We start from the raw sequence: 15659 nt of genomic DNA on the forward strand, positions 1-15659 counted from the left end.
ACTGGTTCGCGGGGTTCGGCTCCCGCAAACTCTCCTGGTGACTCAGATCCTGGACCAGCCGACGCGTCGTCGGCTGCACCGCGCCTGGCCGGTCGCCGCGGTCGGTTTCGTCACCCTGATCGGGGCGGCCGGGTTCCGCTCGGTGCCCGGGGTGCTGCTCGACCCGCTGCACGAGGAGTTCGGCTGGTCGCACGCGACCATCTCGGCCGCGGTGTCGATCAACCTGCTGCTGTACGGCCTGATCTCGCCGTTCGCGGCCGCTCTGATGGACCGGCTCGGGCTGCGCAAGGTGGTCAGCGGGGCGCTGGTCCTGATCGCGCTCGGCTCCGGGCTGACGATCTTCATGACCTCGGCCTGGCAGTTGCTGCTGTGCTGGGGCCTGCTGGTCGGCGTCGGGACCGGGTCCATGTCGATGACGTTCGTCGCGACGATCACCGGGCGTTGGTTCGTCCGGCGCCGCGGCCTGGTCACCGGGATCCTCACCGCGGCCGGGGCGACGGGTCAGCTGATCTTCCTCCCGCTGATCGCGTCCCTGGCGACGAACTTCGGCTGGCGGGTACCGGCTCTGGTGGCTGCCGCGGCCGCGCTGGCCGTCGTACCGCTGGTGCTGCTGTTCCTGCGGGACTACCCGAGCGACGTGGGCCTGCGTGCGTACGGTGCGCCCGAGGGGAGTACGGCCGGGCAGCGGGTGGAGACGACGGGCAGCAGCGCGTTGCGGGCGGTGACCGCGTTGTGGAAGGCGATGCACCGGCCGGCGTTCTGGTTGCTGGCCGGCGGGTTCGCGATCTGCGGTGCGTCCACGAACGGGTTGATCGGGACGCACTTCGTGACCGCCGCGCACGACCACGGCATGCCCGCGACCACGGCCGCTTCGCTGCTCGCGCTGGTCGGGGTGTTCGACGTCGGCGGCACGATCGTGTCCGGCTGGCTGACCGACCGCTGGGACCCGCGGTACCTGCTGATCGCGTACTACGCGCTGCGCGGACTCTCGTTGCTGGTGCTGCCGTCGTTGCTCGGGCCCACCGCGCAGCCGAGTATCTGGGTGTTCATCATCTTCTACGGACTCGACTGGGTGGCGACCGTGCCGCCGACGGTCGCGCTGTGCCGGGAGTGGTTCGGGGTGGACGGGCCGATCGTGTTCGGCTGGGTGTTCGCCTCGCACCAGATCGGGGCGGCGATCGCGGCCACGGGCGCCGGTGCGATCCGGGACGCGCACGGCAACTACGACCTGGCCTGGTACCTCGCGGGTGGCCTGTGCGCGGCGGCCGCGCTGATGTCGGCGAGTATCGGACGGCGCCCGCAGCCGGCCTGATCGGGCCGGCTAGCCTCGACCTTTGTTGAGGTTGCAGAAGGAGGCGGCGCCATGGACATCGAGCCGGGTGAGATGACGGTCGGGCAACTGTCCGAGCGCAGCGGGGTGGCCGTCTCGGCCCTGCACTTCTACGAGCGGCAGAACCTGATCGTCAGCCGCCGCACCACGGGCAACCAGCGCCGGTACAAGCGGGACACGTTGCGCCGGGTCGCGATGATCCGGATCGCGCAACGGGTCGGGATCCCGCTCGCCGAGGTGGCCGCCGTGCTCGAGCTCCTGCCCGGCAACCGGACGCCGACCCGGCAGGACTGGGAGCGCATCTCCGAGTGCTGGCAGGCCGAGCTGGACCGGCGGATCCTCCAACTCGAGCAACTGCGCGACGACTTCAAGGACTGTGTCGGCTGCGGCTGCCTCTCGCTCGACCGCTGCACGCTGGCCAACCCGTACGACGTGCTCGGCGCGAAGGGGCCTGGTCCGCAACGGTTGATGGACGAATCGGGTCAGCCGTGTCACCCCGGGAGTTGCGTCGCGAGCTGAGTTTGTCCACAGGCCGGCGGCGGCCGTCCGCGGATTGGGGGAGCGGGCGTCTAGGGTCGTCGTCATGGGTTCTTCGCAGGGTTGGTCCAACCGTCCGTTCGTCGGCGCGTGGGGTGGTTCGCGTGGCTGACTCGTTGACGCTGGGCGCCGAGCGGGCCGAGACCGCGGCGACCGTGATCCGCGCGATCGCGGGCGACGCCGCGCGGTTGCGGGACGACCAGGAGACCGCGGTCGCGGCGTTGTGCGAGCCGCAGGCGCGGGTCCTCGTGGTCCAGGCGACCGGCTGGGGCAAGTCCGCGGTGTACTGGGCGGCGACCGCGATCCGCCGGTCGGAGGGCGCGGGTCCGACGCTGGTGGTCTCACCCCTGCTCTCGCTGATGCGGGACCAGGTGGCTGCCGCGGCCCGGGCCGGTCTGCGCGCGGCCACGCTGAACTCGTCGAACGTGGACGAGTGGTCCTCGATCGAGGGCGACCTGCGGTCCGGCGCGATCGACGTGCTGCTGGTCTCGCCGGAGCGGCTGGCGAACCCGGGCTTCGGCCGGCGCGTGCTGGACGGGCTCGCGGGGCAGATCGGCCTGCTGGTGATCGACGAGGCGCACGCGGTGTCGGACTGGGGGCACGACTTCCGTCCGGACTACCGGCGCGTGTCCGACGTCCTGCAGCGGCTGAACCCGCAGACCCCGGTGCTCGCCACCACCGCGACGGCGAACTCGCGCGTCACCGAGGACGTCGCCCACCAACTGGGGGAGTCGACCCTGGTGCTGCGGGGCCCATTGGCACGGTCGAGTCTGCAACTGGCGGTGGTGGACGCGTTGTCGCCTTTGGACCGGTTCGCCTGGGTGGTCGACCACCTGCCGAAGTTGCCGGGGTCGGGCATCGTCTACACGTTGACCGTGTCGGACGCGCAACGCCTGGCCGCCGCGATCCAGGAGGTGCACGGACCAGCGGTCCCCGTCGCTGCGTACACGGGTGGGCTGGACGCGGCCGAGCGGGAGCGCCTCGAAGACGCGTTGCGCGGGAACGAGTTGAAGGCGCTGGTCGCGACCTCGGCGTTGGGGATGGGGTACGACAAACCCGATCTGGGCTTCGTCGTCCACGTCGGCTCACCCCCTTCGCCGGTGTCGTACTACCAGCAGGTCGGTCGGGCGGGCCGCGGGATCGATCATGCGGTGGTCGCGTTGCTGCCGTCGGACGCGGACTCGGGCGTCTGGGACTACTTCGCGACGGCCACGATCCCGGTGCCCGACCAGGTCAACCGGTTGCTCCGCGGACTCGAGTCGTACGGTCCGGACCAGCCGGCGACCGTGCCCGCGCTGGAGGCGGAGACCGGGTTGCGACGGGGCCGGGTCGAGCTGATGCTGAAGCAGCTCGCGGTCGACGGCGCGGTGGAGCGGGTCGAGCGGGGCTGGCTGCGGACCGGGGCCGAGTGGTCGTTCGACGCGGCGCACTACGACGGGATCGTGGCGGTGCGCCGTCGGGAGGCCGACATCATGCGCGCCTACACCCGCGGTGAACGTTGCCTGATGCAACTGCTGCAGGAGTCGCTGGACGATCCGTCGGCCGAGCCGTGTGGCCGGTGTTCGGTCTGCCTCGGCCTGTTGCCGGAGCCGCTGACCGCGCGACCCTCGGCGGAGACCGTGCAGGCGATCACCCGGTTGCTGCGCGGCGAGACGCACCTCCTGGAACCGCGGAAGATGTGGCCCGGCGGTGCGTTCGGGGCGAAGGGCCGGATCCCACCGGCCCTGATGGCGGACCAGGGACGAGCCATCGTCTACGCCGACGCGCCCGAGTGGCGGGAGGTCCTGCGGGCCACGTTCGGGGTGGATACGCCTGACCCGGACGCGCTCGAAGCGTTGAAGGCCGGCTGTGTGGCCGCCTTGTCGCGCTGGCGGGATGCCTGGTCCCGGCGGCCCGACGTGGTGATCACGTTGGCCGCGGCCGGGCACCAACGGCTGACCACGGAGATCGCGGACCACCTGGCCGAGGTCGGCCGGCTGGAGCGCGCCGCGCTGACCGTGGATCCGCGGGGCTTCAGCGACGACCTCTCCTCGGCCGAGGAGGCGAAGGTGTGGCGTGACGGCATCACGGTGGACGACCTGACCGGCCAGGCCATCGCGGAACGCTCTGTCCTGTTGGTCGTGGACGCGTCGTCCTCGCAGTGGCCGATCACGGTCGCCGCCGCCAAACTCCGCGAAGCCGGGGCCGCCGCGGTGCTACCCCTGCTGGTGCACCGCCGGCCGTGACGCCGCCTCGGGCAGTGCGCCGCGACGGCCGGCGAGTTCGTGCCAGGGCTAGACGGCCTGCAGCTCAGGGTTGGTCTCGGCGAACGACTTGAGGTCGGACAGCAGCCGGGTCCAGCCGTCGTCGATCATCGAGCGGAGCTTGCTGCCCGGTTCGAAGCCGGTGTGCACCACGGTGAGCTTGACCTGGTCGCCGTCCGGCTCCAGGTCGAAGGTGGCCCGGGACAGCGGTTCGGCGCTCATGGTGGCGAAGTCCTCGTCACCGAGCTCCACCGCCTTCGCGAACTCCGGTGTGATGCGGTGCCACGTGAACGCGAGCCGCCGGTAGGGGTCGTGTTCGAGCACGACCTGGCCCTCGCCCACCATCGTCACTTCGCCCATGTGCCACGCCATCGGTGAGCCGGGCTGCCAGTCGGTCTCGTGGGTGACACCCCAGTACTGCTGGGTGAACTCCGGATCGGTGAGCGCGCGCCAGAGCCGCTCCGGCGTGGTCCGGATGTAGGTCGTGTAGACGAAGTCGTTGTCACTCATGTCGTCGGACTCCAATGCTGTCTTGAGATCGGCGAACAGCTGCACCCGCCGACGGTCGTACCGGGTGATCCAGCGATCCGCGATCGCGTTGATCGGCTCGGCGTTGAGGTAGTGGAGCTTCTCCCGGCCGCGCTTGACCGTGGTGACGAGATTCGCTTCCTCGAGCACGGCGAGGTGTTTGCTCACCGACTGCCGGGCCATCTCCAGCTCGCCGCAGAGCTCGCGCAGGGTCTGCCCGTTCCGCCCGTTCAGCGAGTCGAGCAGCCGCCGGCGGCTCGGATCCGCCAGCGCTCTGAAGACCTCGTCCATCAACGCCCACTCCTCATAGGCAGCCGTTCGGCTGCCTGTTCACCATAGGCAGCCTTCCGGCTGCCTGTCAATCCAGCGGTCCGCTACAGGTGGTTGCGGAGGCGGGAGTGGGCGAGGACGGCCTGGATGCGGTCGGCGAGGCCGAGTTTGGCGAGCAGGTTGGAGACGTGCACCTTGACGGTGTACCGGCTGAGGGTGAGCCGGTCGGCGATCTCCTGGTTGGACAGTCCGGCGGCGACCAGGTCGAAGACCTCGCGCTCACGGTCGGTGAGCCGGCGGATCGCGTCCAGCACGACCCGGTCGGTGTCGTCGGGGAGGTCGGGGCGGAGCGCCTCGATCATCCGGGTGGTCGCCTCCGGCGCGAGCACGGAGTTGCCAGCGGCAACGATGCGGATGCCGTCCCGGAGGCGTTCACTCGGCGCGTCCTTCAACAGGAACCCGCTCGCCCCGGCTTGCAACGCGGCGTACACGTAGCTGTCCAGGTCGTACGTGGTGAGGATGAGCACCCGCGTGCGCGGGTGCGCCCGGACGATCCGCCGGGTCGCCTCGATCCCGTCGAGCACCGGCATCCGGATGTCCATCAGGACGACGTCGGGCGAGTGCCGCGCGACCACGTCCACTGCCTCGGCGCCGTTCCCCGCTACGCCGACGACATCGAGGTCGGTCGCGACGTCGACCAGGCGACTCAGCGCCTCGCGCAACAAGGCCTCGTCATCGCAGACGACCACCCGCACGGCCCGCCCGTCGACCGGCGCCAAGATCTCGCTCATCGGCCGCCACCGGCTCCCGCCAGCTGCCGCAACGGCAACGTCACGTACACCGTGAACACCCCGGCCGCCTGCTGCTCACCGACGCGGCGCACGTCGTCGTTGGGATGAGTCCCGTTCTCGCCGAACGAGGTCTCGCCGATCGGGTTCTCGCCGGCGTGAAGGGTGCCGCCGAGGAGTTCGACCCGTTCGCGGAGCCCGACCAGGCCGGTGCCGCGGACCGCGGAGCGCCCGTGGTTCCGCGTCCGCAGCTCGTTGCCGACCACGATCTCCAGCGTGTCCGCGAGGTACGTCAGCCGCACCGTCGTCCGGACCGCGCCTGCGTGTTTCGCCACGTTCGTCAGCGCCTCCTGCACCACCCGGTACGCCGCGACCTCGATGCTCGTGTCCGCAGCCCGCACCTCGCCTTGTCGCTCGACAGTCACGACCGGACCACCCGGCGGGATCTGCGCCACCAACTCGTCCACCTGATCCAGACTCGGCGGCGGCCGCAACTCGTCCGGCGTACTCGTCCGGAGTACGCCGAGCAGACGCCGTAGTTCGGCGAGCGAGTCGCGGCCGGTGTCCGCGACGCCGCGCAACGTCCGGCGGGCATCGGATTCGGTCCCGGTCTCCGCACCCGCTTCGGCCGTGAGCACGATCCGGGTGAGGGAGTGGTTCAGGATGTCGTGCAGTTCGCGGGCCAGCAGGGCGCGTTCGCGGTCGGCAGCCTGTTCCTCGGCGACCGCGCGTTCCTGGGCGAGCCGATCGGTCTCCTCGCTGAGCTCGGTGATCCGGCCACGCTGCTCCGCCTCGAACCGGCCGCTCACCCAGAACGCCAGGAACCCGAGCCCGATGATCACCCCGAGCAGGGCCGCGCTTCCGCCGGCCAGGATGCCGGTGAAGATCGCGAAGGCGATGCCCAGCACCAGCGCGGTACTGCGCTCCCAGGCCTTGCCCCACGCGGCCACGTAGTATCCGGCGATGATCACACCGAAGCCGATCAGCTGGCTGCCGACCTGCTCGGTCACCAGGTCGATGCCGATGACAACGAGCAGGACCGCGACCGGGAACCGCCGGCCCCAGGTCAGCGCGACGGTCTGGGCCAGCCCGGACAGGACTCCGATCCAGCCGCGCAGGTCGTTCTCCTGGAACAGGGTCCATCCGACCAGCATCGGGAACGCCGCCGTGACCAGGTGGTGCACCTGGTCGACCGGGACGAGCCCCCACAAGTCCCCACGGCGGCGCCGGCCGGTCAGCTCCACGTCCAGACGTCGCGGCGCCGGGCCTGCCTCGTCCTGAACCACAGGTAACCCCCGATCGGTACGACGGCGGCCAACGGCAGCAGACCGAGCGACCAGGCTAGTGCCGCGGGTGGTCCAGGCCGACTGCCGACGAGGAGTTCGAGGACCCCGGTGCCGCGACCGTCCGGCCCGTCCAGGGTGAACTCGAACCGCCACGTCCCGGGCGTCGGCAGCGCGACCACGTCGAAGCCCCAGTCGTCCAAGGCGCGTGGGTGCCTGGCCAGATCCGTCCCGTCGGCCTTCGACTGCGACTGCGGCCGGAACACCTTGCCAGCTGGTGAAACCGGCCTGATCCGGCCCTTCATGCCCTGGATCCCGTTGGCCGGTGCGAACAGGAAGTCGAGGGACCGATCAGCCCGCAACGGCCACTCGCTGAACGACGTCCGCACCTCGTACGGGCCGACCTTGGTGATCTCGGAGTGCACGACCGGTACCGGTGCTGGGGCGGCGGCCGCGGGGACGGCGGTGAAGCTGCCGAGGGCAACGAACGCGGCTGCGGCGGCGAGGATGGTTCGAGTTCGCATGGTTCAGGCCTCCGAGGTGAGCAGGCGGGACGCCGTCCGGCCGGGCTGAGCGATGGGCGGTTCGGTCGTGAGGCCGGCGCCCGCGATCCGGCCGAGTGAGCCGAGCTGCCAGCCGATCCACCCGGCCACGGCGCCGATCGGTGCTGCGGGCAACAGCGTCAACGGCGTGGTGCCCAGCGGGACGGACAGATAGCCGGCCACGACCAGCGTCGTACCGAGCGCGCCGAGGACCGGGATCACCACCTTCGGCGACCACCCGCGAGCGCGCCCGAGCCGCAGACCCCCGGCGTACAAGAGAGCGGCGAGCGGTAGCGCGAACGGGAGCGTGATCGGCATCGCCGGTACGCCGAGGGCGTAGTCGCGCAGTCCGAGTCCGAGGGAGTCGGCGTAGATCCGGGTCGCGGCGGGTGCGAAGAACCACAGCGCGGCGTGGATCAGGATCAACCCGGGCGCGACCGAGGCGACCAGGGCCGGTCGGCGGAGGGCGCCCGCGAAGACGGACAGCAGCAGGACGCCGGCAGCGGAGATCGCGAGAACGACGGTGGCGATGCCGGGGATCGGCGGGGTGGAGTACAGCAGGAAGACCAGGTTCGGCACGCACGCGCCGATCGCGATCGTGAGGCCGAGTCGTCCGGCCCGGGTCGAGCGGAGCAGGATGAACGCGAGCAACAGCCCGGCGGTGTCGAACAGCGACATCAACGACATCGCGACGTGCGGCGGCGAGGTCGGCGTGACGTCGAACCCGTACACCTCGTGCCACCACAGATCCGCGAGCCCGAACAGCAACCCACCGGCCCCGGCGCATCCGCAGAGCAGATAGGGGAGCGGCGCTCGAAACGTGCCGAGGACCGTCACCGCAGGCGAGCCGTCGACGTACTGGGACGTGTGGCTGGCCCGGGTATTCAGCAGGACGATCACGAGCGAGGTGATCCCGGACGTGGCCATGCCGAGGTAGAGGAGGAGGTGCGGCGCGGTGAAGAAGGTGTCGGGGCCGACGTCGGAATGCCATTGGACGTCCCAGACCATGCCGAGACCGCCGAGCGTGGTGCCGAGCAGCAGGAGCCATGGACCGAGCTGCTCGCGCCTGGGGAGTTCGCGCAACATGTCGGGGATCCCTTTCGAGTTGGGCGTCATCGGGTGACCGTGACGGGCAGGGTGATCTCATCGGGTCCGGCGGTGCCAGTGATGCGGATGGTGAGCTCCCACGCGCCCGTCATCGGGAACAGCTCGCCGTGCAACCGGTACCGGCCCGCGTCGGCGCGGGTCGCCGTGACCTCCGCGGTGGCGTGGCCCATGCTCGGCATCGCGGACTCGACCGTGACCGTCTGCGGATCGACCGGTTCGCCCTCGGCGTCGTGGATGAGCAGGTCGGCGTCGATGACCCCGGTCCGGTCCTCGCCGAGCTGGAGTTCGACCTGGTACTGCGCCGAGGTGGCCCGGATCCCGGCCGGCTCGTCGGTTCCGAGGCGATGGATCACGGCGAAGAGGCCGACGGCAACGGCCAGCGCGGCGACGGCCAGCAGGGCCGCGGATCGTCGGCGGACAGGCAGTGTGGTTCTCATGGTTGTCCCTTCGAGACGGTGACGGTGAACGGCACGGTGTGAATCCGGTAGTCCCGTACGAACTGCACCCAGGCCAGGTACCGCCCGGCCGTCGGGAAGCTGAAGGTGAACCGCAACTCCGGGCCTTCGGCCGCCACCGACTCGTCCGGGATCGCGCGCTGCGGGTCGTTCGCCTGGGCCGCCATCGACGCCAGCTCGTGAACGTGCCCGAAGACGGTGCCGCGCTCGTCCCGCAGGACCAGGTGCCCGGCCATCCCGAGCCACGGCTGCAGATCCCGGACCGGCCTGCCGTCGACGCCTACCTGGACGGTGATCGACGCGGGCCGGCCGGCGACCACGTGCTCCGGTACGACCTTGATGCTTGCCTTCGGCTCCGAACCTCCTCCGGTACTTGCAGCCTGGTTCGGGAGCGGCCGGCCGGTGACGTCGAAGGACCCGGTGACGAGTTGGGCACCGCTGTCGGCGCGCTCGAACTCGGCGTACAGGAGGTGGCGTCCGGGGGTGGACGCGGTCAGGCGGAGTTCGAGTTCGCCGGGTCCGGTCCGGACGGGGTGGACGTGACGGAATTCGGATCCGTCCTGGCTGGTGATCACGGTGTGGAGCAGGGCCGCGTGATGCGCGACGAGGTCGTCGACCGGTCGGCCGGTATTCCCGTCGGTGATGCGCAGCGAGAGGGTGAACGGCTGCCCGGTTCGAGGCTGCGCCGGCGTCGTTCGCAGGGTGAGGTTGGCGTACGGCCGGCCAGCCGGTGCTGACCCGTCGGCGGGGTCGACCAGTTGCCGCGTGGTCTCCGGCGCACCCGTGGGGGAGGCGGGCGGCAGATCCTTGGAGAGCACCGCGGTCGTCGACGCGGCCACGAGCGCCACGAGGACGAGTACGGCCTGGGGTACCGCGAACGCCCGCACCCGCGGACGGCGTGCACCGAGGACGGCGCACCCGAGTCCACCGAGCACGAACACCCCGGCCAGGCTGAACGCGGCGTACGTGAAGTACTCCCAGCCGGCCGGCTCGGGAACGAGGACCCGGAAGGGTATGGCAGCGCGCTCTGGTCCCGATCGAAGCTCCAGCTCATGCGGCCCGGCCTGCTCGACGTGCAGCCGAGCCGTGGTGATCCCCGGTACGCGCAACGCGATCGCGGTCTTCGACAGCGCGCCCTGGTCGACACCGCGAGCAGCGAGCTCGGCGGTGAGCGGGTTGACCGGCGTATGGGCGACCACGTCGACCTGCAGCGGCCCGGGTACCTCGGGTGTGCGCCGGAGGATGACGGTCAGCTCGTTCCCGCCGAAGGTGAGCGCAATCGACAGATCCGCGCTCGCGCTGACCCCGTGCGCGTGCGCGGGACCAGCCGGCGCCCCCGCCAGTACGAGAGCCGCGACAAGGGCCAGGGCGGTTCGGAACGCTCTCCGGATCAGCACACCCTCGACGCTAGGGATCACCGCCGCCCACGACTTAGGCCAAGCGCACTGACTCTGCTAGTGCCGGGGAACTAGGTGAATCAGTCGGTGCTCAGGTCGCCGAACTGATGCACGGGCCGAATGTTCGGCGGCGGATAGGGCACGGTGGGTGGGTGGATGGACAACTTGTGCTGGTCACGGGGGTGACGGGGTACATCGGCGGCCGGCTGGTACCCGAGTTGCTCAAAGCTGGGTACCGCGTCCGGGCGATGGCGCGGAACCCGCGACGGTTGCGGGATCGCGAGTGGTACGACCAGGTCGAGGTGGTCGAGGCCGACGCCGCCGACCGGCACCAGCTCGACGCCGCGATGGAGGGTGTCGACGTCGCGTACTACCTGATCCATGCCCTCGGCACCGGAAAACGGTTCGAGTCGCGGGATCGGCATACGGCGCTCACGTTCGGGACCGCGGCGCGGGAGGCCGGGGTCGGGCGGATCGTCTACCTCGGCGGGTTGTACCCGCAGCAGGAGGAGTTGTCCCCGCACCTGGATTCCCGGCGCGAGGTCGGCGAGATCCTGCTCGCGTCCGGGGTGCCGACGACGGTCCTCCGGGCCGCGGTGATCCTCGGCTCCGGCTCGGCGTCGTTCGAGATGCTGCGGTACCTGACCGACCGGCTACCGGTGATGGTGACACCGCGCTGGCTCGGTACCCGGATCCAGCCGATCGCCGTCCGCGACGTCCTGCACTACCTCGTCGGCAGCGCCACCATGCCGCCCGAGGTCAGCCGCGGCTTCGACATCGGCGGCCCGGACGTGCTCACGTACCGGGACATGATGCAGCGGTACGCCGCGGTCGCGAACCTCACCCACCGACGCATCGTCACGGTGCCGCTGCTGACCCCGTCCCTGTCGAGCCACTGGGTCGGCCTGGTCACCCCGGTCCCGAGCAGCATCGCGCGCCCCCTGGTCGACAGCCTCATCCACGAGGTCGTCTGCAAGGAACACGACATCGCCGAGTACGTCCCCGATCCGGAGCCCGGGCTGACCGGCTTCGACCGCGCTGTCGAGCTGGCGTTGAAGCGGGTCCAGGCCCTCGACGTGACCACGAGCTGGGCGTCGGCCGCGACACCGGGTGCCCCGAGCGACCCGTTGCCGAGCGACCCCGACTGGTCCGGTGGCTCGCTGTACGTGGACGAACGGTCGAGTGCGGTGTCGGCCACGCGCGAGCGTTTGTGGGCCGTGATCGAAGGAATCGGCGGCCGCAACGGCTGGTACTCCTGGCGGCTCGGCTGGTGGGCCCGCGGTCTCCTCGACCGGGTCTTCGGCGGCCCAGGACTCCGCCGCGGCCGCCGCAACCCGAACGACCTGTCCGTCGGCGACCCGCTCGACTGGTGGCGCGTCGAGGAGATCGAGGACCTCCGCCTCCTCCGCCTGCGCGCCGAAATGCGCCTCCCCGGCCTGGCCTGGCTCGAACTCGTGATCGACCAGGACGCCGAAGGCAGCACCGTCTTCCGCCAACGAGCCCTCTTCCACCCCCACGGCCTCCCCGGCCACCTCTACTGGTGGGCCGTCAAACCCTTCCACGGCATCGTCTTCGGCGGCATGCAGCGCAACATAGCCACCAAAGCCGAATCCACCACCGACGACCCCCGCTGGAAACCCTCCCGCCAGTAGAGGTCGCGCGCAGCGGACGGGAGGTGGTGGGGTTGGTCGGGTGGCGGACCTGCAGCACTTGCCAACTCGCGGGCTCGGGTGGTTTGCCCGGTGAGTCAGGCGTGGACGGCGTCGGGCGGTGGGGTGGTTGGGCGGTTGGTGAGTGCTGCCGGTCCGCGTCAGCACGAACGCCGAGCGGCCGCCGCCCTCTGATGGCGCGAGGTTCCTCTGAAATGGTCTTGACCTGGTGGTCACCATGGAGGGGTGGCTAGCGGGAGTCTTGGGTTTCGGACTGATGTTCTTCTGTTGCGGTTGAGTGGTAGCTCTGTCGTGGAGCACGACGACCATCTCGTCGTCCGTACCCCGGCCAATCCGACTTTCTGGTGGGGTAACTACCTGCTGTTCCGTACTCCGTTCGCGCAAGGCGACCTGCGCCGCCGTCTCGAGACTTTCCACCGCGAGTTCCCCGACGCCAAGCACGTCGCGTTCGGGCTGGACACCACCGACGGGATCGTCGGGGCCGAGGACGAGCTCACGTCGGCCGGGTTCGAGGTCGAGCGGAACGCCGTCATGACCGCAACCACCGTCGTCCCGCCGAAGCGGCCGAACACGACCTCGGAGTACCGCTTCCTGAGCACCGACGACGACTGGGAACAGCTGGTCGGCCTGACGCTCGCCGCCTCGCCGATGGAGGTCGACGGGTACGAGGAGTTCAACCGGCGCAAGGTTCTCGCCGACAAACGCCTGGTGGACGACGGGCATGCTCGCTGGTTCGGGGCGTTCGACGGGCCGCGGTTGCAAGCCTCGCTCGGACTCGTGACCGACGGATCCGGGGTCGCCCGGTTCCAGAACGTGCAGACGCATCCCGACGATCGAGCACAGGGGATCGCGAGCACGCTGGTCCACCGAGCCTCGACGTACGGGCTGACCGAGCTGCGAGCGCACACGGTGGTGATGGTCGCCGACCCCGGGTACCTCGCGATCAAGCTGTACCGCTCGCTCGGGTTCACCGATTCGGAGGTCCAGATCCAGCTCACCAAGCCCGCGCCGTGACCGCCGTGAAAGGCTGCCGTCATGAGTGAGAAGGAATCCGTACCCCGCGTCGCGCTGGTGACCGGTGGCAGCCGGGGGATCGGTGCCGGGGCCGCGATCGCGCTGGCCGAGGACGGGTGGGACGTCGGGATCAGCTACCGCACTCGCAAGGACGAGGCCGACCGCGTGGTCGCCGCCTGCGAGCAGCTCGGCCGCCGGGCGTACGCCGTCCAGGCCGACGTGGCCGAGTCGGCCGATATCGAGCGGTTGTTCGACGCGATCACGGCCGAGCTCGGTCCGATCGGGGCCGTGATCAACAACGCGGGCGTGGTCGCGCCGACGGCACGCGTCGAGGAGTACGACGTCGAGCGGCTCGAGCGGGTCTTCCGGATCAACGCGATCGGAGCGTTCCTGGTCGCCGGCGCCGCGGTCCGCCGGATGTCCACGGCCCGTGGTGGCGCGGGCGGTGTCATCGTCAGCGTGTCGTCGCGCGGCGCGGTCCTGGGTTCGGCCAACGAGTACGTCGACTACGCGGCGAGCAAGGCGGCCGTGGACACCTTGACCGTCGGCCTCGCGCACGAGGTCGCCAAGGAAGGGATCCGCGTCCTCGGCATCCGCCCCGGCCTGATCGAGACCGACATCCACGAGGAAGGCCGGCTGGACCGCATCGGCACGACCCCGCCGCTGGGCCGCACCGGCAAGGTCGAGGAGGTGGCGGCCCTCATCGCCTTCCTCGCCTCCGACCGGTCCTCCTACATGACCGGCACCATGGTCGACGTCTCCGGCGGTCGCTGACCTAACTCTCCGCCGGGTACGCGAGGTGGGTCGGGCGGGGCCGGCCGCGGAGCGTGGTCTTCTCGGCGGGCCGCCAGTTCGGCGCTTCCTCGGGGTCGGCCTTCTCCACCGCGGTCATCGACGCGATCAGGTGCTGCGTGGTCGTCTTCGCCAGGTCGCTGAGCCGGGCGGCCTCGTTGACCGGGTCGCCGATCACGGTGTACTCGTGCCGGCGGACGTCGCCGACCGTGCCGGCGACGACGATGCCGGCCGTGACCCCGATCCCGGCTGTTGCTTCCGGCAACTCGTCGGCGAGGCGGGTCGCGAGGGCCCGGCCGGTCCGTAGCGCGCTGCCGGCCGCGTCGGGGAGTTCGGCCGGGGCGCCGAAGACGGCGAGGACGGCGTCGCCGGCGAACTTGTTCACGAAGCCGCCGTGCCGGTCGACCTCGTCCACCACGACGGCGAAGAAGCGGTTGAGCAGCTCGACGACCTCGGCCGGGGGACGGGCGGCCGCGATCTTGGTCGAGCCGGCCAGGTCGACGAACAGCACCGCCACGAACCGTTCCTGGCCGCCGAGCGAGTCCTTGTCGAGAGCTTCGCGGACCACCTCGGTCCCGACGTACCGGCCGAAGAGGTCGTGGAGGCGTTCGCGCTCGGCCAGGCCGACGGCCATCCGGTTGAACCCGGCCTGCAGGGACCCGAGCTCGGTACCGTCGAAAACCGGGATCCGGACGTCGAGGTCACCGTCGCCGATCACGGTGAGTGCCAACCGGACCGAGCGGACCGGCGCGACGACCGAGCGTGCGGAGAGCATCGTGAGCAGCCAGCCGCAGACCAGGACCACGGTGCCGAGGACGAGGATGATCACCGAGAGCCGGGTCGCGGACACGTCCTTCTCGATCAGGGCGAGCACAGCCGTCAGCATCAGGCCGAGCACCGGTACGGCGGATCCGACAGCCCAGAAGAAGACCGTCCGCGCCTTGAGCCCGGCGGCGAGCAGGCGGCGGGGCGGCGGCTGGTCGAGCAGGGCGCGCGCAGCGATCGGGCGGAGCGCGAACTCGGTCAGCAGGTACGACGCGGTACAGGTGACGATGCCGCCGTCCAGGGTGGTGACCAGGACCCGCAGCACGCTCTCCGGCTGCAGGAACGCGGTCAGCACACTGAAGAACACGGTGGCGATGAACCAGAGCAGGACCTCGATCATCGTCAGCCGGAACGGCAGTTGCAGGGTCGCGATCTGCTCGTTGCGGGTGGCCGGGCGACCCTCGAGGACCCAGTTGGTGACGCGGAGCGCGAGCCGGGTGCTCCAGACCGCGCCGATCAGCAGGGCGGCGAGGAAGTACGCCGGGAAGGCGACGGTCCGGATCAGGACCAGGTCGTCGGTGGCCGACGGGCCGGGCAGGACGAAGACGGCCAGCACGAAGACGACGATCGCGCCGATCACGTTGGTACCGATGGAGAAGGTGGTGAGCAGGGTCTGGACGCGGATCCGGAGCGCCCGCGGACTCTGGTCGGCCGGACCGAGCAACCAGGAACCGAACGGCCGGCGGCGCAGCGCCACCTCGGGGCGACCCTCGGGCATCATGCCCCCAGTCTGGTGGACCGGCTCGTACGCTCCGCAACCGGCTCGCCACAGCGTTCGTGACGGCGTTCGGGGTTTCGGCGGTCCGTTAGCGTGACGGTATGGCAGGGCGGGCTCGGGCTTTGCTGGTCCTGGGGTGCTGCGGTGCCCTGGCTGCAGC

Annotated in this window: 14 protein-coding genes; 6 read left to right on the forward strand and 8 right to left on the reverse strand. The window is 70.6% G+C overall.

Annotated elements, in window-relative coordinates:
* Positions 1-37 precede the first annotated feature (37 nt).
* From FB561_RS25415 to FB561_RS25425, 3 genes are all read left to right on the forward strand, one after another.
* Positions 38-1312, forward strand: a complete 1275-nt coding sequence (locus FB561_RS25415) for an MFS transporter (protein WP_238335049.1) — start codon at positions 38-40, stop codon at positions 1310-1312.
* 51 nt (positions 1313-1363) lie between these two features.
* Positions 1364-1849: a redox-sensitive transcriptional activator SoxR gene (gene soxR / locus FB561_RS25420; protein ID WP_145810979.1), complete on the forward strand. Its 486-nt coding sequence runs from the start codon at positions 1364-1366 to the stop codon at positions 1847-1849.
* Positions 1850-1971: 122 nt separating this feature from the next.
* Positions 1972-4092, forward strand: a complete 2121-nt coding sequence (locus FB561_RS25425; protein WP_145810981.1) for a RecQ family ATP-dependent DNA helicase — start codon at positions 1972-1974, stop codon at positions 4090-4092.
* Positions 4093-4140: 48 nt separating this feature from the next.
* Here FB561_RS25425 and FB561_RS25430 read toward each other — a convergent pair whose 3' ends face one another.
* From FB561_RS25430 to FB561_RS25460, 7 genes are all read right to left on the reverse strand, one after another.
* A complete protein-coding gene (locus FB561_RS25430) occupies positions 4141-4929 on the reverse strand; it encodes an ArsR/SmtB family transcription factor (RefSeq protein WP_145810983.1) in 789 nt (262 codons plus the stop codon).
* 83 nt (positions 4930-5012) lie between these two features.
* Positions 5013-5699, reverse strand: a complete 687-nt coding sequence (locus FB561_RS25435) for a response regulator (RefSeq protein WP_170284757.1) — start codon at positions 5697-5699, stop codon at positions 5013-5015.
* Positions 5696-6982 (reverse strand): histidine kinase, encoded by a 1287-nt coding sequence (locus tag FB561_RS25440; protein WP_170284758.1) that lies wholly within the window; start codon positions 6980-6982, stop codon positions 5696-5698. Before FB561_RS25440 ends, FB561_RS25435 begins: the two co-directional genes overlap by 4 nt.
* A complete protein-coding gene (locus FB561_RS25445; RefSeq protein WP_170284759.1) occupies positions 6931-7503 on the reverse strand; it encodes a hypothetical protein in 573 nt (190 codons plus the stop codon). The genes FB561_RS25440 and FB561_RS25445 overlap by 52 nt, the downstream gene beginning before the upstream one ends.
* 3 nt (positions 7504-7506) lie before the next feature.
* The gene (locus FB561_RS25450) at positions 7507-8637 is read right to left on the reverse strand and encodes a hypothetical protein (protein WP_145810986.1); all 1131 of its coding nucleotides are present in this window, start codon (positions 8635-8637) and stop codon (positions 7507-7509) included.
* Positions 8634-9065 (reverse strand): FixH family protein, encoded by a 432-nt coding sequence (locus FB561_RS25455; RefSeq protein WP_145810988.1) that lies wholly within the window; start codon positions 9063-9065, stop codon positions 8634-8636. Before FB561_RS25455 ends, FB561_RS25450 begins: the two co-directional genes overlap by 4 nt.
* Positions 9062-10480 (reverse strand): hypothetical protein, encoded by a 1419-nt coding sequence (locus FB561_RS25460; RefSeq protein ID WP_145810990.1) that lies wholly within the window; start codon positions 10478-10480, stop codon positions 9062-9064. Before FB561_RS25460 ends, FB561_RS25455 begins: the two co-directional genes overlap by 4 nt.
* A gap of 152 nt (positions 10481-10632) precedes the next feature.
* On the opposite strand from FB561_RS25460, the gene FB561_RS25465 reads away from it, so the two are divergent.
* The 3 genes from FB561_RS25465 (at position 10633) to FB561_RS25475 (ending at position 13938) form a co-directional block, all read left to right on the forward strand.
* Positions 10633-12132 (forward strand): SDR family oxidoreductase, encoded by a 1500-nt coding sequence (locus tag FB561_RS25465; RefSeq protein WP_238335050.1) that lies wholly within the window; start codon positions 10633-10635, stop codon positions 12130-12132.
* Positions 12133-12423: 291 nt separating this feature from the next.
* Positions 12424-13164 (forward strand): GNAT family N-acetyltransferase, encoded by a 741-nt coding sequence (locus FB561_RS25470; RefSeq protein WP_238335051.1) that lies wholly within the window; start codon positions 12424-12426, stop codon positions 13162-13164.
* A 21-nt stretch (positions 13165-13185) separates the two neighbouring features.
* Positions 13186-13938, forward strand: a complete 753-nt coding sequence (locus FB561_RS25475) for an SDR family oxidoreductase (RefSeq protein ID WP_145810996.1) — start codon at positions 13186-13188, stop codon at positions 13936-13938.
* A 1-nt stretch (position 13939) separates the two neighbouring features.
* Here the strand turns inward: FB561_RS25475 and FB561_RS25480 are convergent, their stop codons facing one another.
* Complete coding sequence (locus tag FB561_RS25480; RefSeq protein WP_145810999.1) at positions 13940-15502, reverse strand: adenylate/guanylate cyclase domain-containing protein; 1563 nt, start codon at positions 15500-15502, stop codon at positions 13940-13942.
* Between the last annotated feature and the right edge of the window lie 157 nt (positions 15503-15659).

It is taken from the genome of Kribbella amoyensis, from assembly GCF_007828865.1.
In the GTDB taxonomy this organism is placed as follows: Bacteria; Actinomycetota; Actinomycetes; order Propionibacteriales; family Kribbellaceae; genus Kribbella; species Kribbella amoyensis.